We start from the raw sequence: 21,018 nt of genomic DNA on the forward strand, positions 1-21,018 counted from the left end.
AGGGAGAACAACATGCTCGCTGCTTCATCGGAAACGCAGATTCTCCTTGGTGTTTTCGGTATTCTCGTCGCTGTCTTCGGGACGGGGATCGCCTTGGCGGGGCTGATCCTGCCCGATCTTCGATCCATGAAGCGCGATATCGCGGACTTGCGAGAGCGCATGGCCCGCTTGGAAGGCCTGTTCGAGGGATTCACCCGGCGAGACAACAAGACTGATGTCGTTTCCTGAAAAGGACGGCCAAGAAGAGGTTTGCGTGGGGCGGCAGAGGTCCAGTCTGCCGCCCCTTCGCGTATGACACCATGAACGCGCAGGTGAGCGACAATATCGAGCGTGTGAACGTCGTGGGCGGCGGGCTCGCCGGGTGCGAGGCCGCGTGGCAGCTCGCCCGGCGGGGCGTACCGGTGGACCTGTACGAGATGAGGCCGGTGCGCCGCACCGAGGCGCACACCACCGGCCATCTGGCCGAATTGGTGTGCAGCAACTCGTTCCGTTCCCGGTTGCTGACCACTGGGGCGGGGTTGCTCAAGGAAGAGATGCGCCGCATGGGCTCGTTGATGATCGAGCTGGGGGAGGCGCACCAGGTCCCCGCGGGCTCCGCCCTGGCCGTGGACCGGGTGCGCTTCGCCGAGGCCATTTCCGAGCGGGTGTCGTCGCTGCCGGGCCTGCGCCTGATCCGCCGCGAAATCGACGCCATTCCGCCGGGCCTCACCATCGTCGCCACCGGGCCGCTGACATCGGGGCCGCTGTCGGAGCGTCTGCGGGAGCTCCTGGGAGCCGAGCATCTCTACTACTACGATGCCATCTCGCCGGTGGTCACCGCCGAATCCGTGGACGCGTCCGTGGCGTTTCGCGCCTCCCGCTACGACGAGAATCCCGGCGACTACCTGAACCTGCCGCTGACCCAGGCCGAATACTACCGGCTGGTGGACTCGGTGGTGGAAGCCGAGAAGGTACCGGTGCGCAGCTTCGAACGCTTCTTCGAGGGGTGCCTGCCGGTCGAGGAGATGGCCCGGCGCGGTCGCGAGACCTTGGCGTTCGGACCCATGCGCCCCACCGGGCTCGTGGACCCGGCTTCGGGGGAGAGGCCCTACGCGGTGGTGCAGTTGCGCCAGGAGAACCGCGAGGGGACCCTGTACAACCTCGTGGGCTTTCAGACCAAGATGACCCATCCCGAACAGAAGCGCGTGTTCTCGCTGATCCCGGGACTGGCCAAGGCGGTGTTCGTGCGCTACGGCAGCCTGCACCGCAACACCTACATCAACGCGCCGCGGCACCTGTTGCCGACGCTGCAGTGGCGCGGCGGCCCGCGGCTCTTCTTCGCCGGCCAGATTACCGGGGTCGAGGGCTACATCGAATCGGCCGCGTCCGGCCTCCTCGCCGGCGTCAACGCCGCCCGGCTGCTTTCCGGGGCGAAGCCGGTGACGCCGCCCGCCACCACGGCGCTGGGCGGCCTGCTCGCCTACGTGTCCGATGCCGCGCGCCAGGACTTTCAGCCCATGAACGTCAACTTCGGACTGTTCCCGAGCCTTCCCTTCAAGACAAAGGGCCGGCGCAAGAAGGAATTCATGGCGGAACGGGCGTTGCGGGACCTGGAGCGCTGGTGGCTGGAGTGCGGCGAGGGCGGCGCGTCGGTTGCCGTGCGTGAAGCGTGAGGACGCCGGTGTCCCTGATCACTCTCGAGGATATCTCCAAGACCCATGCGCGCATCGCCCCGGTGGCGGTGTCCCACGTGAGCTTCACCTTGCGTGAACGGGAGATCCTCGCGCTGCTCGGTCCCAGCGGCTCGGGCAAGACCACGACGCTGCGCATGATCGCGGGTTTCGACCGGCCCGACAGCGGCAGGATCCTGCTCCACGGAGCACCGCTCTCGGGCGACGGCATGTGGATCGAGCCCGAGAAACGGCGTATCGGCATGGTGTTCCAGGACTACGCCCTGTTCCCGCACCTGACGCTGCTGGAGAATGTCATGTTCGGGCTGCGGGACGAGTCGCGCAAGGAGCGCGAGGACACGGCACGGCGCGTGCTCGCCGTGGTGGGCATGGACGAGATGGCCGCCCGCTATCCTCACGAGATCTCCGGCGGCCAGCAGCAGCGCGTGGCGCTGGCCCGGGCGCTGGCGCCCAACCCCCTGTTGCTCCTGCTGGACGAGCCTTTCAGCAACCTGGACTCCGACATGCGGGCCGAGATGCGCGAGGAGCTGCTACGGATCCTGCGCGAGTCCGACACCAGCGCCATCATCGTGACCCACGACCAGGAAGAGGCGTTCACGCTGGCGGACCGCATCGGCATCCTCAACCAGGGTGTGCTGGAACAGATTTCCGAGCCCGAGGTGCTGTACCGCCAGCCTGAGACGCGTTTCGTCGCCGAGTTCGTCGGCCGGTCGGATTTCGTCCCCGGGGTCGTGCGCGACGGCATCGAAACCGAAGTGGGCAGGTTCCCCAACGATTCCGGATTGCCCGTCGATACGAAGGTCGACGTCCTGGTGCGGCCGGACGAGGTGGAGTTGGAAGCCGCGGAGGACGGTGTCGGCGTGGTGGCGCGCCGGCGGTTTCGCGGCGCCGAGAACCTGTACCAAGTGACCCTTCCGTCGGGCGCGCACGTTCGCAGCAGCCAACCTTCGACGTATGTTCTTCCCGCCGGCACCCGGGTGCGCGTGACGGTGCGGCCCTCGGAGGTCATCGCTTTCCCGTGCGCCGCCGCGTCGTCCTGACGTTACACCGCTTCGGCCTGCACCGCTTGGGCCATCTCACCCATGGAATAGAACTTGAAGTCCACCTCAGGCACGTCTTCCACCTCCTCCGTCGCCCCCCAGCTTCCACCCTCCGAGAGTCGCTGACGGTCGATCCAGGCGTTGGCGAGGCCGAAGCGCTTCGCGGGCGCGTGGTCGTGATGCAGGCTTTGAGCGGTGTGCAGAATGTCGCCTTTGTTCATCCCGAGGTCCGAGTCGAGATGCGCGAGAAGGTATTCGAAGTTCGCATCGGCCGGCTTGTAGGAGCCAACGTCCTCCGCGGTGTAGATCGCATCGAAATCGACGCCGAGCTTGCGGTTGGAGGCCGCGAAGCCTTCGCGATGCACGTTCGAAAGGATGACCAGCTTGTAATGCCGCTTGAGCACGCGAAGCGCATCCGCGGAGTCCGGGAACGCCGGCCACAAGGGCACCGATTCGCCGAAGGCTTCGTCGAGCGCCTCGCTGGTCGCCATGCCGAGACTCTCCGCGATGCTTCGATGCACCCGCACCAGCAGTTCCGGATAGCGCAGACCAGGCGATGAGCGTTGGTGTCGGCTTTCGTTTTTCGCGAACGCGAGCAGACCGGCCTCCCGGGTCACGTCCGAGCGGCCGCTCCGCATGATCAGCGGCTGCAGCGCATCCCAGATCCCGGATTCCCAGTCGATCAGGGTGCCGTAGCAGTCGAACGTCAAGGCACGGTAGTCGGTCAGTTCAGACATCGTTTAGTGAATGCCGGTCTTCGCTTTGGTCAGCGAAGCCCCTTGAAAAGACTGGAGCCACCCGCCGGACTCGAACCGGCGACCTACTGATTACGAATCAGTTGCTCTACCATCTGAGCTAGGGTGGCGATGAGTTGGGCGGGCGAGGACCACTAATCTAGCAGTCGGCCGCATGTGTCGGCAAGCCACTGGCGGGGCTACCGCGCCGCCATCCGGCCCCCCTCCACCGGCAGGTCGGCCCCGGTGATGTAGTTGGCCCACTGGGAGGCGAGGAAGAGCACCGGGCCGACGAAGTCTTCGATTTCGCCCTTGCGGCCGAGGGCGGGCGGGGTGAACTCGCCGGCGGCGTGGGAGGGCTCGGGGCCTTCGCTGGCGCCTTTGGCGATGGCCTCATATTCGTAGATGGTGGTGAGGCGGTTGGGCGTGAAGCCGGGGCTGACGGAGTTGACGTTGATGTTGTCCCGGCCGAGCTCCACGGCCATCTGCCGGGTGAGCATGACGACGCCGCCCTTGGCGGCGCTGTAGGCGGAGCCGCCGGCGGTGCCGCGGTGCCCGGCGATGGAGGCGATGTTGACGATCTTGCCGCCGCCCTGGCGTTTCATCACCGGCGCCACGTGGCGGGTGGTGAGGTAGGCGGCCTTGAGGCAGATGTCGAGCACGAAGTCCCACTCGCCGGGCTCCATCTCGGTGATGGTCTTGGGCGGGTAGATCTGTACGGCGGCGGCATTGACCACCACGTCGATGCTGCCGAGCCGCTCCACCACTTCGTTGACCATACGGCCCACGTCGGCGTCGTCGGAGACGTCGCAGGGCGCGGGGATCGCCTCGACGTCGCCGGTGAGGTTGCCGATGCACTCCAGGGCCTTTTCTTCCCGGAGGTCGTTGATGGCCAGCTTCGCGCCGTGGTCTGCGAAGCCCTGCGAGAAGGCCGTGCCGAGCACGCCGGCTCCGCCTGTGATCAGCACTACTTTGTCCTTGAGTCCGAGGTCTCTCATTGAATTTCTCCAGAGCTCCCCACGCCCGCCGCCGGCGGGCTGGATGTTTTCGTTGGAGTGTGGTCGCTACCGCTGTGCCGCCCGGATCTCCGGTACGGCTCGCAGCGACTCGACGTAGGCCAGCGCCTCGGCCCGGGTCACCACGGTGGCGTACTTGCTGTTCATCTCGTAGAGGTTCACGAGGTGCGAGAACGGCGAGCGGTCGAAGGTGCCTTCCTCCACGACGTGTACGGAGTAGCCGTTGGAGTAGCCGTCGATGACCGTGGAGCGGACGCAGCCGGAGGTGGAGGCGCCGGTGACGATCAGCGAGTCGATGTTCTTGCGCGTCAGGTAGGTCACCAGGTGGGTGCCGAAGAACGCGCTGGCGCGGGCCTTGTGCACCACGTATTCGTCCTTGCGCGGTCGGATCATTTGCGGGAACTCCACCGCCTTGTCGCTCGACGTGGTGGGCTCCGTCGCGCGTTTGGTGGCGTTGCCGAAGACCGCCTTGAAGTCGGGATCACTGGTGGAATAGATCACCGGCACCTTGCTCTTGCGGCACGCCACCAGGAGCTTGCGGATGTGCGGCAGCGCCTGCCACGCGGCCTTGCCGCAGCTCGACCGGAACTCGTCGATGGCGTCCAGGGTCTCCATCGGCCTGGTTCCGGTGAAGGCCGTGATGACGTCGATGATCAGCAGCGCGGGCTTCTGTCCGAAGGGTTGTTTGCCGGTGTAGCCGGCCTTTTCGTAGACTTGGCGGTCGTATTCAGGGACGATCTTTTCCCAATCTCTCATGGCGTTCCTCCTCGTGGGCTGTACCATATACCAAACGCCGGACGTGACTCAATATGGACTGTTCCCGGCGCCGCCCCACCACCCCTGGATTCCCGCTTTCCAGGCTGTGTCAAAACTGATGGGCAGAGCCCCGCGAGTCGTCATTCCCGCGGAAGCGGGAATCCACCTTCCCGCTTCCGCGGGAATGACGACTCGCGGGGCTGGCGCCAATTCTTGTCCGGACGACGTTTTGACACAGCCTGTTCCGCGGGAATTACAGGAAGGGCGTCAGCGCCATCCTGTGTCTCACGCCCGCAGCGCGGCGAGCATGTCCCGGGCCGCGGTCCGGGGGTCGGGGGCTTCGGCGATGGCGGAGATGAGGGCGATGCGCGCGGTGCCGTGGGCCTTGATCTCGGGCAGGTGCTGCTGCTTGACGCCGCCGATGGCGAAGACCGGGACGAAGGTGGCGTCGGTGACGGCCTTGAGGGCGGCGGGACCCTGGGGAGCGCCGAAGGCGAGCTTGGATGGGGTGGGGTAGACGGGGCCGAAGACGATGAGGTCGGCGCCGGCTCCCGCGGCGGCTCGCGCTTCCTCCACGGAATGGGTGGAGACGCCCATCTTCCGGTCAGGGCCGAGCAGTTCCCGTGCGACTTTCACGGGCAGGGAGTTGGCGGCCAAGTGCACGCCGGCGGCGTCCGCGGCCAGGGCCACGTCGACGCGGTCGTTGACGAAGAGCTCGGCGCCGTAGCGGTGGCACAGCGCATTCACCCTCCGCGCCAACTCCAGGAGCGCACGCGCCTCCAGGTCCTTCTCCCGGAGCTGGACGGCGCGGACGCCTCCCTCCAGGGCCTCTTCCAGCACCCACAACAGCTCACGCCCCGCCGTGGTGTTGCGGTCGGTGACGAGATACAGGTCGAAATCGATGGTGCGCACGGGTCTGCTCATTGGCCGATACGAGGTCGTTGGCTCGGGTCGCCCGGCCCGGTTCGAACGCGCCGGCTCTCAAGACCTCTCCGGTGGCGGCCGCCGGTCAGGTGAGCAGTCCCTCGATGGGACTGGATGCGGTGGCGTAAAGCTTCATGGGAATGCGCCCGGCCAGGAAGGCCTTGCGGCCGGCCTCCACGGCCTGCCTCATGGCATCGGCCATGAGCACGGGGTCCTTGGCGCCGGCGATGGCGGTGTTCATGAGCACGCCGTCGCAGCCCATCTCCATGACGATGGCGGCGTCGGAGGCGGTGCCCACGCCGGCGTCCACGATCACCGGGATGGACACGTGTTCCTGGATGATGCGGATGTTGTAGGGGTTGCGGATGCCGAGGCCCGAGCCGATGGGCGCCGCGAGAGGCATGACCGCGGCGCAGCCCATGTCCTCGAGCTTCTTGGCGGTGACCACGTCGTCGCTGATGTACGGCAGCACGGTGAAGCCGTCCTCGATGAGCAGGCGCGCGGCCTCCAGAGTGCCGGGGATGTCCGGGAACAGGGTCTTGTCGTCGCCGATGACCTCGAGCTTGACCATGTCGCCGACCCCCGCCTCGCGCGCCAGGCGGCAGGTGCGCACGGCTTCTTCCGGCGTGTAGCAACCGGCGGTGTTGGGCAGGATCGTGAACTTCTTGGGGTCGAGGTAGTCGAGCAGGTTTGCCTGATCCGGGTCGGTGATGTTGACCCGCCGCACCGCGACGGTGACGATCTCCGCGCCGGAGGTCTCGATGGCCTTGCGGGTCTCCTCGAAGTCCTTGTACTTGCCGGTGCCGACGATGAGGCGCGAGCGGTATTCCTTGCCGGCGAGGCGGAAGCAGTCGGGCGTCGCCGCTTTCGAGGCTTGCGTGGATTGGGTCATGACTCTAGCCGCCACCGACGAAGTGGACGATTTCCACCTCGTCACCTTCCTTCAATTGCGTGTCGCCGTGCGCGTCGCGTGCAACGACCTCGGCGTTGAGTTCCACCACCACGCGCCCGGGCCGGATCTCCAGATGTTCCAGGAGCTGGGCGACGCTGATGTCGGGCGCGACTTCGCTGTCCTTGCCGTTGACTTGGATTACCACGACAGGTTCCCCACCGATTGTGTCTGACAGGATACTAGCAAAACGCAACGGACACCACAGCCGGCAGGGCCCCGCGGAAACGGTGCGTTAGCGCGCGGCGGCGATCTTCACCTCCAGCACGCCGATGCCTTCCACCTCGCCTTCCACCGTGTCGCCGACGTTGAGGAAGATGGGTGGAGTCCGGGCGAAGCCTACGCCCGACGGCGTTCCGGTGCTGATGATGTCGCCGGGTTCCAGGGTGAGGCCGGCGGACAGATGCTCGATGGTCGTGGGGACGTCGAAGATCATGTCCCGCGTGTTGCCGTCCTGCATGGTCTCGCCGTTCACGCGGCACTGGAGCCGGATGTTCTTGGGGTCGGGCATGGTGCTCTTGTGCACGATGCTGGGTCCCAGCGGGCAGAAGGTGTCGAGGGACTTGCCCTTCCACCACTGGAGGTGGCGGCGCTGCAGGTCGCGGGCGGTCATGTCCAGGCACACCGTATAGCCGAAGATGTAGTCGTTGGCCTTGGCGGCGGGGATGTTCCGGCCCTTGCGGCCGATCACCACGGCCAGCTCCACCTCCCAGTCGATCCTGTTGGTGACGGAGTGCGCGAGCACCTTGCCCTGGTCGCCGATGACCGCGGTGGCCGGCTTGGTGAAGAACACCGGCACCTCGGGCGTGTTGAACTGGATGCCGCGCGCGCGCGCGCCCTCGTCGATGTGCTCTTGATAGTTGACTCCCAGACAGATGACGTTCTTTCGCGGAGCGGGGATCGGCGACAGCAGCCTCACGCGGTTGCGCTTCATCAGGATGCCGGCCTGGGCGAGCCTGCGGGTGCCCTTGGTATCGAGGTCCTCGACGTAGCGGGCGGCCTTCTTGGCGGTGTTGACGGCCTTGGCGCCGGCCTCGACGAACGACTGCATGCTGCCCAAATAGGCGGCGGTGTCGCCGGGCAAGTAGCGTTTGGCGACTTCCTGGAGATCGATGATCTGATCGTCTCCGGTCATCAAGCCCAGACGGGCCTTGCTCTGAAAATTGTAAGTCACGAAACGCATGGATGACCTCCTGTCCGGCTCCGGTCCCGAGGGCCGGTTCTGTAAGGCTTTCTCGTTCTCTCTGTTGGAAAGAAGGAAAGGGTAAGGCGGGCATCCCTGCGCGTCGGACAAGCGGTCCGAAATGCCGCCACTATCTCTCATAGAGAAGCGCCGTGCCCTTTGTCAAGGCCGCTGCCGTGGGCAGGGGACTGGCGGCCTCAAAAGTTCGAAATTGCGCGGCCGGTTGGGCGGTGGTACCCTCGCGATGTGAAACGCACCAAGGGACAACGCACCACGATGGAGGTGGGGGACCGCGTTCTGATCCGGGGGAACTTGCGCAGACAGGTGATGATCGTGGCGCGGGTGGACATCCCCCATTCGACCCAGAAGGTCTTCCTTTCCCGCTCCGGCGGCGATTTTACGGTCGGTCTCAAGGTCTGGAAGTCGGATTTCGCCTGGAGCGAGAAGAACCAGATGTGGGTTTCGAAACGCTGACGCCGCCCCGGCGGTGTTGATCGATGGCGCAAGACTTGGAAGCGCTGCTGCAGGCCCTTCGCGACGGCAAGGGGCTTGGGATCATGCTGGTTCACGGAGACGAGTATCGTGTCCGGGGAGCGAGCCGCGCGATCCTGGAACACCTGGCCCCCGGCGATGGCGCAAGCCTCGCCGTCTCCCGGTTCGACGCCCGCGCCGCCTCGTGGGGCGACATCGAGGCTGCCCTCATGACCCCGTCACTCTTCGCTCCCGCCTGCACGGTGGTGGCTGAGTACGTTCCCTGGTTCGCTCCTCCAGAGCGCAAGGGAGACGGGGGGAACGAGCCGACGTCCGGTTCCGGCAAGCCCAAGGCCGAAGAAACGGAGCGGATCGTTGAACTCCTCGAACGCGGCCTGCCCCACGGCGCGCGCCTGCTGCTGTTGGCTCCCCAGGTGGACAAGCGCGGCCGCGCCTACAAGCAGTTGAGCCGCCAGGGGTGCGTCCTCGACCTGTCGGTGGAACGCGACCGCAGCGGACGCATCCGCCGGGAGGCGCTGGCGGCGTTTCTCGATCAGCATCTGCGGAGGGCGCGCAAGCGCATCGAGACCGAGGCTCGCGAGATGGTGCTGTCCCGATGCGGCAACGAGCTCTGGATCGTGCACCAGGAGCTCGAGAAGCTGATCCTCTACGCCGGTGACGCGGATACGGTGGTTGCCGCCGACGTCGAGGAAATCTTCACGGACCAGTCCGAGAGCTGGGTGTTCGATCTCACCGACGCCCTGGGGCAGCGGGACGCGCTTCGGGCCCTGGGTTTTCTGCGCCGCCTGATGGCCGGTGGCGATTACCCGCTGATGATGCTCGGCGCCATCGCGAGCCATGTGCGGCGCCTCCTGAGCGCGCGCCAACTGCTCGACCGCGAGCTGGCCGCGGTCTGGCGCCGGCACATGTCCTACGCGGAGTTCCAGAACCGGGTCCCGGCAGACACCGAAGGACTCCCCACCAAGAGCCCCTACGCCAATTTCCTGACCTTGCAGCGCGCGGAGAAGTTCACCTTGCCCGAGCTCAGGACCTTTCTCAGGGTGCTCCAGGACACCGACGCCCGCCTCAAGTCCTCCGGCCACCAGCCCCAGGCCGCCATGGAGAGGCTGATCCTGGAAATGTGCCGGCCGTAGGCCGGACCTTAAGACCGCGTCGGTCGCGCCGATTCCTCCTACGGAAAGACAACTCACCGAAGGGGGTTCAAGGGTATGGCGGCAGGTTTCTTGCAGCGGTTCTCCGTTCCGTTGGCCGGGCTTGTGGTGGGAGCGTTTCTGTCCGGCTTCCTGGGGCATCTGGTGTATGCGCGCTGGACTGGACCGGCGCCGTGCGCGGGCGATCCAGCGGACGGCGCGGTCCCTCTCGGTGATTCCACCGCCGCGAATCCGGCCTCCGACCGGGATCTCCCGGAGGTCGACGTCATGGAGATCGAGCGGCTCCAGGGGTTGGCCGGGGCATTGGCGCGGGTGCGCGGCCGGGTGTACCGCGTGGGCCACTCGTCCAAGAGCAACACCTGGTTCCTGGACTTCGGCCCTTCCCGGTCCGCCTTTACCGCGGTCATCTTCTCGTCGGCCGTCGACGCCTTCGAGCGCGCGGACGCCCACCCGAACCGGTTCCAGGGGAAGGAGGTGGAACTGACCGGGCGCATCAAGGACGACCCGAAATACGGGCTGGAGATGATCCTGGAAGGCCCGACGCAGATCAGGCTTGTGCCCTGAACGGCGCGGCGATCGTTGTTGGATCGTCCCGCGATTTCGGATAAGCTCGGCGGGGCCGTTTTATTCCGCACTCATGACAGGGGACCCACGACACTTCGAATCCATCGGCAGCCGTCTCGGATTCCGTCAGGAACCTTCCGGCGGCCACGAGCTGAACCTGGTCTGGCGCGGCGGACGCTTTCCGGCGCTGCTGTGCCTGGGCATCGCCTGTTTCCTGCTCTTGCTCTCGGTGCCGGTGTTCCTGGCCATTCGCGCTCACGGGCTCGACAGCGCAGTGGGGAACCTGTGGTACTTTCCGGCCATGAACGTGGTGCTCTTCGGGGTGGTGTTGTTCCTCTTCACCCTCAAGCGCACGATACGCCTGGACCGGCGCGCGCGCACGGTGTCCCTGACCCGCAGCAGCCTGTTCCTGCGCCGGCGGCTGACTCTCGGCTTCGACGAGGTCGCGGGTCTGAGGGTCGCCGATGACCAAGTCTACAGCGGCTTCGCCGTAGCCGGATCCACGGCTGGAGAGAAGTCGTTCCCCGCCCGCTCGGTGCGACTGCTTCTCGCCGACTCGGGGTCCGTGCTGCTCGACCGTGGCGGCGGCCGGCGGCTGGATGATCTCGCGGCGCGCATCGGCGAGTTCATGGAGAAACCGGTGGAAGCGGTGCCGCCGCGCCGCCGGCCGGCGGCGGGCGGAGCGGCATCAGGAGCGCCGCCCTCAACGCGAGGGGGCTGAGCGGGCGACCCTCGGGCTGTCTCTTCCGACGGGCGCGAACCTGGGAGCAGGAGCGCGTGACGGCCCCGTTTCCGCTCACCGGAACGCCCCATCGGCCCGTCTCCGGGCCGGTTGCACTTTACGGGGATTCTTCCTATATAAAAGCGGCATTCGGGAATCATCACGACCCCGCCAGCCGGCAGACGGACCAAACCTCACGATCGGAGAGGGAGTTTCATGGACAAGAAGATCAAGTTTCGCGTCAACGGGACGGAGCACGAGCTTGAGGTGCCCACCAACCGGCTGTTGGTGGACATGCTCCGCTACGACCTGGGCCTCACGGGAACCAAGGAAGGGTGCAGCGTGGGTGTTTGCGGCGCGTGCACGGTGCTCATCGACGGTGAGATGGTGAGTTCGTGCCTGGCCCTGGCGGTGTTCGCCGACGGCAGTGACGTCACGACGGTGGAGGGACTCGCCCAGGACGGCGAGCTTCATCCGGTGCAGCAGAGCTTCATCCGCTACGGCGGTTTCCAGTGCGGCATCTGCACCCCCGGCCAAGTGGTGGCGGCCAAGGCGCTGCTGGACCAGAACCCCCGGCCCAACGAGGAAGAGATCAAGGACTGGATGATGGGCAACCTGTGCCGTTGCACCGGCTACTACAAGATCATCGAGTCCATCGAGAAGGCGCACGAGTTCGCCAAGTAGGGAGTTGAGGAATGATCGCTTTTGACTACCGCACTCCGGGGAGCCTGGAAGAGGCCTACGCGGACCTCAAGGAAGCCGGTTCCGACGGCAAGATCATCGCCGGCGGCACCGCGCTCGTGATCATGATGAAGCAGCAGCTCCTGCAGCCGAGCTGCGTCATCAGCCTGCGCAACGTGTCCGGGTTGAGCGAAATATCGGAGAACAATGGCAGCGTGCGCATCGGCGGCCTCGTGAGCCACGCCCATCTGGACGCGTCGGACGTGGTCCAGGGCAAGCTCCCGGTGCTGGGCGCCACCTACCACCACGTGGCCACGCAGCGGGTTCGCACCATGGCTACCGTGGGCGGGGGCCTGGCCCACGCCGATCCCAACCAGGACCCGCCGCCGACCTTCATCGCCCTGGGCGCCAGCTTCGAGCTGGGTTCCGCGGGCGGCAGCCGCTCGGTGGCGGCCGAGGACTTCTTCAGCGACTACTACGAGACCGTGCTGGAGCCGGAGGAGATCGTGACCGGCGTGAGCGTGCCGCTCATGGCGGCCAACAGTGGCGCCGCCTACCTCAAGTTCCTGCCGCGCTCGGCCGACGACTACGCCACCGTCAGCGCGGCCGCGGTGGTGACGCTGGACGCCGCCAAGAGCACCATCCAGGACGTGCGCATCGCCATGGGCAGCGTTAACACCACGCCCGTGCGCGCCACGGCTTCCGAGGACGTGCTTCGCGGACAGCCGGTGAAGGCCGAGGGCCTGCGCGAAGCCGGCGAGAAGGCCAAGGAGCACACCGACCCGGTGAGCGACTTCCGCGGCTCGGGCTCCTACAAGACACAGATGGCCGCGGTGTTCGTCCGGCGCGCGCTTGAAGCCGCCATCGCCGACGCATCCTGAGCAACGGAGGAATCGAGTGAAATTCAGTCAAAGCGCAACCGTGCCCGCGGGCCGCGAGCCCCTGTGGCAGCTTCTCATGGACATCCCCAGGGTGGCCACCTGCCTCCCCGGCGTCCAGGACGTCGAGCAGGTGGACGGCGAGACCTACCAGGGCACCCTGAAGGTCCGGGTCGGGCCCATTTCGTTGAGCCTGCAGGGCAAGATCGTGCTGGAGGAGAAGGACGAGACGGCCTGGCGCGCCGCGCTCCGGGCCGAGGCCGAGGACCGGCGTGTGGCCGGCGCCATGCGCGGCAAGTCCACCATGGAGCTCAAGGAGCTGAGCGCCGGCGAGACCGAGCTGACCGTGGAGACCGACGTCAACATCCTCGGCAAGATCGGCGAGTTCGGCCAGCCCATCATCCGCAAGAAGGCCGACCAGATGCTCAACACCTTCATCAACAACATCAAGAAGGAGCTGGCGGCGAACTAGCATCCATGTCCTGAACCCGAGCGGTTCTTGAAACGGACGGGCGGCCGGTAGATGATGCACTACCGGCCGCCCGTTTGCGTTTGGGGGCGGTTAACTTGCGAAGAGAACGAGGGAAACCGATGGCCAAGGAGAGCGTGTCGCAGCAATCCGAATGGGTTCAAGGACCAGGCGGGGAGGAATCCGAGCGTTCCGACGACAGCATCGAACGCATCGAAACGTACTGCATCGAGCTTCCCTACCGGAACGCCGTGCAGTTCCGCTCGGTGCGGGAGGCCAGCGGCGCCTACATCCTCCTGCGCCTCGTGACCCGAAGCGGCGCCGAAGGCATCGCCGAGTCCGTCGCCCGGCCCGCCCACTCGGGAGAGGACCCGAAGCTCCTGGCGTACGCCATCCGCACCTTCTTCGCCCCGCTTCTCGAAGGGGCGGACCCCTTCGCCCACAACGACATTCTCGCGCGAATCGCCAAGGTCAAGGGCGCGCGGACCGTGCATTCGCTCATCGACGTGGCCCTCTGGGACCTGCGCGGCAAGCTGCTCGGGCAGCCGGTCTGGCGTCTCCTCGGCGGCGGCAAGCCCGCGCGCGTACCCGTGGGCTGGATCGCCCACGGCAACACCGCGGAAGCGATGACTCAACAGGCTGTGGAAGCCATCGAGGTGCGCGGCTTTTCCGCGCTGAAGATCAAGACGTGGAAGCGCTCACGCGAGGACGTGACCATGATCCGCGACATCCGCGCCGCCGTGGGCGAGGACGTGGTCATGTGGGCTGACTCCAACGGCGCCTACACCGAAACCGAGGCGCGCACGATCCTGCCCGAACTGGCCCCCTACGGCATCGCCTTTCTGGAAGAGCCCTGCACCTTTACCGATCCGTTACGCATGGCCGCAGTGGCCGCGGACCTGCCCATCGCACTCCTCGGCGATCAGACGTGCGGCACGGTGGGCGCGGTGTACCACCTCATCAAGATCAACGCGGTAGGGGCCGTCAGCGTGAAGCTGCGCCGCACCGGCATCAGCGACTCGCTCAAGAATATCGCCCTCGCCGACGCCGCCGGTCTGCCCGTGGTCATCGGCACGGACTCTGAGTCCCGGATCGGGTCGCTCGTGCGCATTCACCTGCGCGCCGCCATCCCCAGCCTGGCTCCCTGGCCCACGGAGACACACTTCTTCGAGAAGCTGGGCGACGATACCTTCGTCGGCGACTTCGACTTCCACGACGGCGGCATCCTGCCCACCGACGCCCCGGGTTTCGGCGCCGCCATCGACTGGGAGAAGGTGGAGAAGTACAGCTATTAGGCGGCAGGTTGATTGACGTGCACTGTCGCGGGTTCCCGGAATGCAGGCCGTGTCAAAACACCATCTGCGAGGCAACGAACCCCTGAATCGTCATTCCCGCGAAAGCGGGAATCCAGGGGTGGGGCGGAGCCTAACACTAACGGGCATGTTGCCCCACTCCACCCCGCCTGGATTCCCGCTTTCGCGGGAATGACGGATGTGAACTGCGCCGCGTTTATCGGAGGCTCTCTGCAATTTAATGCCCTACGCGATGACGGCAAGCATGTCGGCGTGGATGTGGCGCCAGTCCCGGGCAAGATCGATGCTCCGGGCTCGGATCGAGAAGCCTTCCAGGCGGACATCGGCCGCCAATGGCGTGTCGACCACCGGGTAGAGCAAGACCCCTTCGTGCTTCGGCCCGGCCGGCTCGGTGGCTTCGCGGTTTCGCAGGTAGGCCAGGAGTTGATAGAGGTTGTTCGAGTGCAGTTTCCCGCCGTAGCGGCCACCCAAAGACTCCCGGTAGTACTTGGCATCCATGATGATGCGCCGGTCCGGCGCTTCGAGTATGACGTCGGCCTCCATGCGCGGGAGCTTTGAGCGGTGATGGTCGGGCGTGCCTTCGTCGACCCACGCGATTGTGCGTCCGCGATAATTGACCCGGTAGCGCTCCTGCTCGCGCCGATAGAACTCGATGATGAAGTCCTCGTACAGTCTTTCCATCCGCTCTTCGCTGAAGTCGGTGAACCGGGCCTCCCCGGACCGCTCGTCGACCAGCAACTGCTCATGGATGAGCCAGCACACGGACAACAGGAAGCGATAGTACCGGCGGTTGCGGTCGAGTTGCACGCGCTGAAACAAACGGCGATTCAACCGCACGACGCTTACGCCGTCGAGTTTGGTGTAGGCGTTCCGGATCTCCCTGCGCACTTCCGAGTTCAGGTCCTGGACTCTTAGCAGCAACCGGAGCGTAGAACGCAGGATGCGGTTATGCAGCACGTCGTGCGACAGCTCCTCGAAGTCACAAGTCACCCGTCCGCGGGCGCGCAGTGACCGTTTTGCCGTCTCCCCCACGGCGATCTTCCCGCGGATGCCGGCGAGATCCTCGCGTACCTCCCGATAGCCGCGGTCGATGCCCCTGCGGATCAGCCGGAAGGTTCCCTCCGCCAGCACCTTGCCCAGGAGGTCGTGGACCCTTTCAAGTCCATCCAACTCCTCCAGCCGCACGACATCCCGCTCCTCCACGTGGCTCCAGGCGTAGCACAGGAGGTAGTAGATGTTGGCGATGGGAATCTTCCGGTCCATCAGCGGCGCAAATCTTCGACCATCCTGTCCACCTGAGCGACAGGTCCACGTCCGCGTTGAGCAGATAGTCCCGGAACTGCCTGGTCCCGTACGCGGGCTCCAGTGTCTCGAACGCGAACCGGCGGCGGAGCGCGTAGTCGACGATGGCCAGGGATCGGTCCGCGGTATTCATGAGTCCCAGGATATGCACGTTGTCCGGAACGCTGAAGCGTTCTCCGACGGTGCTGTAGGTAAGCGAGATCGCGTGATCGGGGCCACGCTTGTCCGCTTCGATGAGCATGAGCAGTTCCCCGAAGATCCTGGACAGATTGCCCCGGTTGATCTCGTCGATGATGAAGACGAACGGCGTCTCCGGCTCCTGTTCCGCGCGCTTGCAAAACTCGAAGAACACCCCATTACGCAACGTGAAGCCGCCCGTCTCCGTAGGCCGCCAACCCTGCACGAAGTCCTCGTACGCATAGGACTGGTGGAACTGCACCATCTCGATGGGACGCGAATCCTTGTACCCGATCAGGCACCACGCGATTCGCTTGGCGATGAACGTCTTGCCTACCCCCGGAGGCCCCTGGAGGATCAGATTCTTGCGCAGGGCGAGGGAGTCGAGAATGCGCTGGAGTTGTGTTTCTTCGACGAAGAGATCCTTGAGCGTACAACCGATACCATACGGTTTCGGTGGAACCACCACAGGCCTATCGCCATCTATCAAGCTGAAGATATCCCGCAACCACTGCTTGTACGGAGTGAATCGGGTCAGTGTCTTGGTGGAAATCAAGTCGTCGAGGCTGATCGGCGTGTGGCGAGGATGCCATTGAACTGTCCTCAGGTTCGGATATCCCGCCCGCTCGGGGTCATGTACGTACTCTCCGGTGACCTCTCCCCAGCCGAGGATGACAGAGCGGCCCTTCTTCGCGATGAGGATGTCACCGACCTTGATTTCATGAGCGAATTCCCACGCAGCGAGCGAGTGGTTGCTTGGATTTGGCCCGCGGCCGTTTTCGATCAGTGCACTGTGGATGGCATCCTTGGTCTCGTACTCGCCAAGGTCCGCGAGTTCACTGTATCCGATGGCCGCGATACCCTGTTCTTGGAAGTCTGGCCAAAAGCGTGCACCTTGGCCCGCCCCGATAGCCCACACATTGGCCGTGCCGAAACGTTTTCGGTACCAAGCCTCGTCGTCTAACGAGCCGTTGCCGTTGGCCGGAATCGTAGGGCCTGGTTGCCAGCGTTCTTTCAACGGTGATTCGTAGAGGTGTATCTCCTCACCAGGACGCTCCTCTTGAAGCCGTCGAACTACCTCCAGCAACCTTTTGTCGAGATCCACGAGGTTCATGTTGCCAACGTCGAGCGTCTTCCCATTTTCGTCGGAAAAGGCTTCGACGATGGCTTTCTTGTGGTTCAGGGAAACGATGGCTTGGAACACCTCCGGGAACAACAGGAATAACAAGGCATGACGGAATGAACGCCGGCGGCCTTCACTATGACTATCGACCCACGCCGCAAAGACCCAAGAACCACTCAGCAGCGAGGTCCGATCCTGCGGGGTACGCGAGCTCCAGTCGCGCATTAGGGTTATGATGAAGTTGAACTCATGCCGTTGGTGTCCCAAGTAGGCCATCCCCGGATAGACGATCCCTCCGTCCAGTACATCACCCAAGGCTGGGTGATCTTCAGGCAGCGCCGCGCCCGACGACTCCCAAACCGTCCTGATCCTGTCGTGCTTGGTTACACCTTTCACCCCGCTGACGATCAAGAGGTAAAGCCACGTCATTTCCGCCCACAGACGCTTAGCTTCCGGGGGCGCGGGTTCGAGTTGGCGCCGAAGCCTCTCATCGAACGACCCGGTTCCCGTGTCGGGGCGTTCAACGAAGTGGGTATGAAGTTGTTCGAAGCATTCCCGCGTCCACAACCTCTCGTCGGTGAACATCGATCCGCCGTGCAGCAGACATCGCTGTTTCCACGTCTCGGCGGCCTCAAGGATGGCGGCCGCACGTTCCAGTCGACTCATTAAGAACTCCTTGCGGCCCCATTACACGCGCCGCTCAGGACTGACGAACCAGGTCAAATTTCCGCCACCAGATCCTTGTAGCTCAGCTCGGCCCGCGGGTAGGTCAACGGGCTGTGGCTCATGCCGAGGGCGACGCACATTTCCGCGAAGCGGATGGACACGGACTTGGTGTTGAACACGGGCACGCCGGCGCCTTCCTGCAGCGCGGCGGGGTCGACGACGTACGGGATCAGGGCGCCGCCGAGCGGCACGACGCATTGGGCGCCGGTCTGCGACACGAGGTCGCGGATGAGGCCGATGGTGGTTTCGGTGATCTCGGCGCGCCGCTCGTTGATGTCGGAGCCGTAGATGTCGAGCGCGCGGATGTCGGTGACGAGGTGGTCCATTCCGATGGTGCGCAACAGCCGCCAGGTGTAGGGGACGTGGGAGGGCAGCGGGACGGTGATCCCGATTCGGTCGGCCAGCACGGCCGCGGCGTGCACGGTGGTGCGCAGCGGGCCGATGACCGGGATCTTGACCACCAGCCGGCCGCCGTCGATGCCCGGATCGAAAGTGTTCGACTGGATCACCGCGTCAAAGCCGTTCTCCGCGGCCCAGCAGATCTTCCGGATCAAGGAGGGCGTCTCCATCATATGGTCCAGCCCGTTCAGCATCTTCTGGTTCCCGGTCACGTCCTCCACGGCCGAGCCCGCGAAGTTGTCCGGGAAATGCACTTCCACCCGTGTCCCTTCCGATGCATAGCCGTTAAGCAGCTTCTCCACCGAGGTCACGTCGTACTTCGCGGCGTTCTTCGGCGCCTTGTTGAGAAACATGATGCGCATGGGTGTTCCTCCCTTAGGGGCCAACGTTCCGGTTAATGCACGAGTCTGCTGCCGGTTGGACCGTGATCGGCTTCCCTTATACACGTTGGCGCGGGTGGCTACGAGCAGGCCGGCGTTTCGCGAAGGCACTGGATGAGATCACACACGCGGCGGACGGAGGACCGGCGCCGAGGTTGGCGCTTACGGAGTGCCGTCCACGGGTTCGACGGCAACGGTGCGGCCCGTAGCCAGGGACTCCGACGCGGCGTCGGCGATGGCGAGGGCGGCGAGGCCGTCCCGGCCGTCGGGATAGGGCACGTTGCCGCCCCGGACGACGGCGCAGAAGGCGGCCATCTCCAACCGGTACGCATCCGCGTAACGGTCCATGAAGAAGTCGTTCAGCGGGTCGGTGGCGAAGCCCGCGCCGTCGGCGCGGGTCACCGTGGTGGCCACGGGATTGCCCGCGGAGAGCATTCCGGCGGAGCCGTGGATCTCGATGCGCTGGTCGTAGCCGTACACGGCGCGGCGGGAGTTGGAGATGACGCACAGGCGGCCGCCCGACGAGCGCAGCACCGCGACCGCGGTGTCGACGTCGCCGGCGGTGCCGATGGTCTCGTCCACGAGAGCCGATCCGGTGGCGCTGATCTCGACGATGGGCTCTCCCACCAGGAACCGCGCCATGTCCAGGTCGTGGATCATCATGTCGCGGAAGAGGCCGCCGGAGTGTTGGATGTAGGCGAGGGGTGGCGGGGCGGGATCGCGCGAGGTGATCTGCACGAGTTCCACGTCACCGATGCGCCCGCCGTCGATCTCTTCGCGCAGGCGCCGGAACGAGGGATCGAAGCGGCGGTTGAACCCGACCATGAGGGGCACGCCGCGGCGGGCCGCGGCGGTGACGCCCTGTTGGGCGCGGGACAGGTCGAGGTCGAGAGGCTTCTCGCAGAAGATGGCCTTGCCCGCATCGGCCGCCCGCTTGATGAGATCGGCGTGGACGTCGGTGGGCGTGGCGATGAGAACGCCTTCGACGGCGGGATCGTGCAGCAGTTCTTCGGCCGACACGGCTTGGGCGCCGGTCATGCGGACCACCGCGGCCGCCGCCGCTTCGACGGGATCGGCCACCGCCACCAGCCGGGCGCCCTCCGCGGCCGCGATGGAGCGGGCGTGGGTCTGACCGATCCGGCCGGCTCCCAGGAGCCCCAGCCTGACCGGGTCCGCGGTCGCGTCCGTCACTTCGAGTCCCGCTGGAAGATCCAGTCGTGGTCGGGGTGGTTCCTGAAGCGCCACTGCCGTCTCGGGCCGGCCATGACGTTCAGGTAGTACATGTCGTACCCGTAGGGAGCGCCGCACGGATGGTGCCCGCGGGGCACCAGCACGGTGTCGCCGTCGGACACGGCCATGGTCTCGTCCAGTTCCCCGTCCTCGGTGAAGACCCGCTGGAAGCCGAACCCCTGGGGCGGGTCGATGCGGTGATAGTAGGTCTCCTCGAGATAGGTCATGTCCGCGCCCTCGTCGCTGTCGTGTCGGTGCGGCGGGGAGCTCGACCAGTTGCCCTGTGGCGTGAACACCTCCGTGATCAGCACGCTGTCGGCGATGTCGGCGTCGTCCATGGCGATGGGGTGCACGTAGCGCGTGTTGGCGCCCTTGCCGCGCTCCAGCACCGGGATGCCGGCCGGGTCGATGGCCGCGGCCGGATGCCCGCCGAAGCCCGGAGCCGAGCACACGGCGATCGTGCAGTCCGTTTCCGCGCGCGCCGACCAGGAGGTGCCGTTGGGAACATAGACCGCGTACGGCTTGGTCTGCTCGAACACGCTCAGGCGCTCGCCCTGGACGCCGAAGTCCACCTCGGGCGTGGACAGGCGCGCCTTGCCGTCGACCATCACAAGGATGGCCTCGCGATCCCCGGTGTCCTCGCCGGCCGTGTCCCCGGCCTTCAACGCGTACACCGCGAAGCCGACGTAGCGCCAGCCGGCGTCCGCCGGTGTGATGTCGACGATCTTGCCCGTCGTCCCTGACGGTTTTCTCAGTAAACTGCTCATGGGTTCTTCCTCCCGAGGGCCGCGAGGCCGTGTCAAACCCGCGCGGCATGAACACTATGAATAGGTCATTCCCGCTTGCCAGGCTGTGTCAAGACCCGTGAGGCGGGACCCTACGGAACGTCATTCCCGCGGAAGCGGCTGTGTCAAGACTCGTGAGCCTACGGTCCCCCGAAGAGTCATTCCCGCGGAAGCGGGAATCCAGGGGCGGTGGTGGGGCACGACAGGGGCGTTTCTCCGCCTCCCCACCCCTGGATTCCCGCTTCCGCGGGAATGACGTTCCGTTATGTGCGTGCCTCACGAGTTTGACACAGCCGCTTCCGCGGGAATGACGACTCGATGGGGCTCTGCCTCATCAGCCTTGACACAGCCTGTT

General features: G+C 65.6%; 23 protein-coding genes and 1 tRNA gene. 11 read left to right on the forward strand and 13 right to left on the reverse strand.

Annotation, left to right across the window (positions count from 1 at the left end):
* Window positions 1–12: 12 nt before the first annotated feature.
* From OXF11_10810 to OXF11_10820, 3 genes are all read left to right on the forward strand, one after another.
* On the forward strand, window positions 13–228 hold the full coding sequence (locus tag OXF11_10810; GenBank protein MCY4487589.1) for a hypothetical protein: 216 nt from the start codon (window positions 13–15) through the stop codon (window positions 226–228).
* A 71-nt stretch (window positions 229–299) separates the two neighbouring features.
* Window positions 300–1,652 (forward strand): methylenetetrahydrofolate--tRNA-(uracil(54)-C(5))-methyltransferase (FADH(2)-oxidizing) TrmFO, encoded by a 1,353-nt coding sequence (gene trmFO / locus OXF11_10815; GenBank protein ID MCY4487590.1) that lies wholly within the window; start codon window positions 300–302, stop codon window positions 1,650–1,652.
* Between the two features lie 8 nt (window positions 1,653–1,660).
* Window positions 1,661–2,710 carry an ABC transporter ATP-binding protein gene (locus OXF11_10820; protein MCY4487591.1) on the forward strand — a complete coding sequence of 350 codons (1,050 nt, stop codon included), beginning with the start codon at window positions 1,661–1,663 and terminating at the stop codon, window positions 2,708–2,710.
* 2 nt (window positions 2,711–2,712) lie between these two features.
* Here the strand turns inward: OXF11_10820 and OXF11_10825 are convergent, their stop codons facing one another.
* The 8 genes from OXF11_10825 to OXF11_10860 form a co-directional block, all read right to left on the reverse strand.
* A complete protein-coding gene (locus OXF11_10825) occupies window positions 2,713–3,447 on the reverse strand; it encodes a haloacid dehalogenase type II (GenBank protein ID MCY4487592.1) in 735 nt (244 codons plus the stop codon).
* Window positions 3,448–3,499: 52 nt separating this feature from the next.
* Window positions 3,500–3,575: transfer RNA gene (locus OXF11_10830), tRNA-Thr, on the reverse strand.
* A 69-nt stretch (window positions 3,576–3,644) separates the two neighbouring features.
* Window positions 3,645–4,442 carry an SDR family NAD(P)-dependent oxidoreductase gene (locus OXF11_10835; GenBank protein MCY4487593.1) on the reverse strand — a complete coding sequence of 266 codons (798 nt, stop codon included), beginning with the start codon at window positions 4,440–4,442 and terminating at the stop codon, window positions 3,645–3,647.
* Between the two features lie 66 nt (window positions 4,443–4,508).
* Entirely contained in the window at window positions 4,509–5,216 is a 708-nt protein-coding gene (locus OXF11_10840; GenBank protein MCY4487594.1) for an isochorismatase family protein, read from the reverse strand.
* Window positions 5,217–5,501: 285 nt separating this feature from the next.
* The gene (thiE, locus tag OXF11_10845) at window positions 5,502–6,128 is read right to left on the reverse strand and encodes a thiamine phosphate synthase (GenBank protein MCY4487595.1); all 627 of its coding nucleotides are present in this window, start codon (window positions 6,126–6,128) and stop codon (window positions 5,502–5,504) included.
* Between the two features lie 97 nt (window positions 6,129–6,225).
* Window positions 6,226–7,032 carry a thiazole synthase gene (locus OXF11_10850; protein MCY4487596.1) on the reverse strand — a complete coding sequence of 269 codons (807 nt, stop codon included), beginning with the start codon at window positions 7,030–7,032 and terminating at the stop codon, window positions 6,226–6,228.
* A 4-nt stretch (window positions 7,033–7,036) separates the two neighbouring features.
* On the reverse strand, window positions 7,037–7,237 hold the full coding sequence (gene thiS, locus OXF11_10855; protein MCY4487597.1) for a sulfur carrier protein ThiS: 201 nt from the start codon (window positions 7,235–7,237) through the stop codon (window positions 7,037–7,039).
* Between the two features lie 87 nt (window positions 7,238–7,324).
* Window positions 7,325–8,272 carry a fumarylacetoacetate hydrolase family protein gene (locus OXF11_10860; protein MCY4487598.1) on the reverse strand — a complete coding sequence of 316 codons (948 nt, stop codon included), beginning with the start codon at window positions 8,270–8,272 and terminating at the stop codon, window positions 7,325–7,327.
* 246 nt (window positions 8,273–8,518) lie between these two features.
* Between OXF11_10860 and OXF11_10865 the strand changes: the two genes are divergently transcribed.
* From OXF11_10865 to OXF11_10900, 8 genes are all read left to right on the forward strand, one after another.
* Complete coding sequence (locus OXF11_10865) at window positions 8,519–8,746, forward strand: hypothetical protein (protein MCY4487599.1); 228 nt, start codon at window positions 8,519–8,521, stop codon at window positions 8,744–8,746.
* 23 nt (window positions 8,747–8,769) lie between these two features.
* Window positions 8,770–9,897 carry a DNA polymerase III subunit delta gene (gene holA, locus OXF11_10870; protein MCY4487600.1) on the forward strand — a complete coding sequence of 376 codons (1,128 nt, stop codon included), beginning with the start codon at window positions 8,770–8,772 and terminating at the stop codon, window positions 9,895–9,897.
* A 75-nt stretch (window positions 9,898–9,972) separates the two neighbouring features.
* Complete coding sequence (locus OXF11_10875; protein MCY4487601.1) at window positions 9,973–10,479, forward strand: hypothetical protein; 507 nt, start codon at window positions 9,973–9,975, stop codon at window positions 10,477–10,479.
* A 73-nt stretch (window positions 10,480–10,552) separates the two neighbouring features.
* Window positions 10,553–11,200, forward strand: coding sequence for a hypothetical protein (locus tag OXF11_10880; protein MCY4487602.1), 648 nt, complete (start codon window positions 10,553–10,555; stop codon window positions 11,198–11,200).
* Window positions 11,201–11,416: 216 nt separating this feature from the next.
* Window positions 11,417–11,884 (forward strand): (2Fe-2S)-binding protein, encoded by a 468-nt coding sequence (locus OXF11_10885; protein MCY4487603.1) that lies wholly within the window; start codon window positions 11,417–11,419, stop codon window positions 11,882–11,884.
* 11 nt (window positions 11,885–11,895) lie between these two features.
* Window positions 11,896–12,762, forward strand: a complete 867-nt coding sequence (locus OXF11_10890; GenBank protein ID MCY4487604.1) for a xanthine dehydrogenase family protein subunit M — start codon at window positions 11,896–11,898, stop codon at window positions 12,760–12,762.
* Between the two features lie 16 nt (window positions 12,763–12,778).
* Window positions 12,779–13,231: an SRPBCC family protein gene (locus OXF11_10895; GenBank protein MCY4487605.1), complete on the forward strand. Its 453-nt coding sequence runs from the start codon at window positions 12,779–12,781 to the stop codon at window positions 13,229–13,231.
* Window positions 13,232–13,350: 119 nt separating this feature from the next.
* A complete protein-coding gene (locus OXF11_10900; GenBank protein MCY4487606.1) occupies window positions 13,351–14,523 on the forward strand; it encodes a hypothetical protein in 1,173 nt (390 codons plus the stop codon).
* A 243-nt stretch (window positions 14,524–14,766) separates the two neighbouring features.
* Here the strand turns inward: OXF11_10900 and OXF11_10905 are convergent, their stop codons facing one another.
* The 5 genes from OXF11_10905 to iolB form a co-directional block, all read right to left on the reverse strand.
* A complete protein-coding gene (locus OXF11_10905; GenBank protein ID MCY4487607.1) occupies window positions 14,767–15,804 on the reverse strand; it encodes a hypothetical protein in 1,038 nt (345 codons plus the stop codon).
* Window positions 15,698–17,809 (reverse strand): AAA family ATPase, encoded by a 2,112-nt coding sequence (locus OXF11_10910; protein MCY4487608.1) that lies wholly within the window; start codon window positions 17,807–17,809, stop codon window positions 15,698–15,700. Before OXF11_10910 ends, OXF11_10905 begins: the two co-directional genes overlap by 107 nt.
* 53 nt (window positions 17,810–17,862) lie before the next feature.
* Window positions 17,863–18,630 carry an aspartate/glutamate racemase family protein gene (locus OXF11_10915; GenBank protein ID MCY4487609.1) on the reverse strand — a complete coding sequence of 256 codons (768 nt, stop codon included), beginning with the start codon at window positions 18,628–18,630 and terminating at the stop codon, window positions 17,863–17,865.
* A gap of 180 nt (window positions 18,631–18,810) precedes the next feature.
* Complete coding sequence (iolG, locus tag OXF11_10920) at window positions 18,811–19,839, reverse strand: inositol 2-dehydrogenase (GenBank protein MCY4487610.1); 1,029 nt, start codon at window positions 19,837–19,839, stop codon at window positions 18,811–18,813.
* Window positions 19,836–20,645, reverse strand: a complete 810-nt coding sequence (iolB, locus tag OXF11_10925) for a 5-deoxy-glucuronate isomerase (GenBank protein ID MCY4487611.1) — start codon at window positions 20,643–20,645, stop codon at window positions 19,836–19,838. The genes iolG and iolB overlap by 4 nt, the downstream gene beginning before the upstream one ends.
* Between the last annotated feature and the right edge of the window lie 373 nt (window positions 20,646–21,018).

Source organism: Deltaproteobacteria bacterium (assembly GCA_026712905.1).
Classification (GTDB): Bacteria; Desulfobacterota; Binatia; order UBA9968; family JAJDTQ01; genus JAJDTQ01.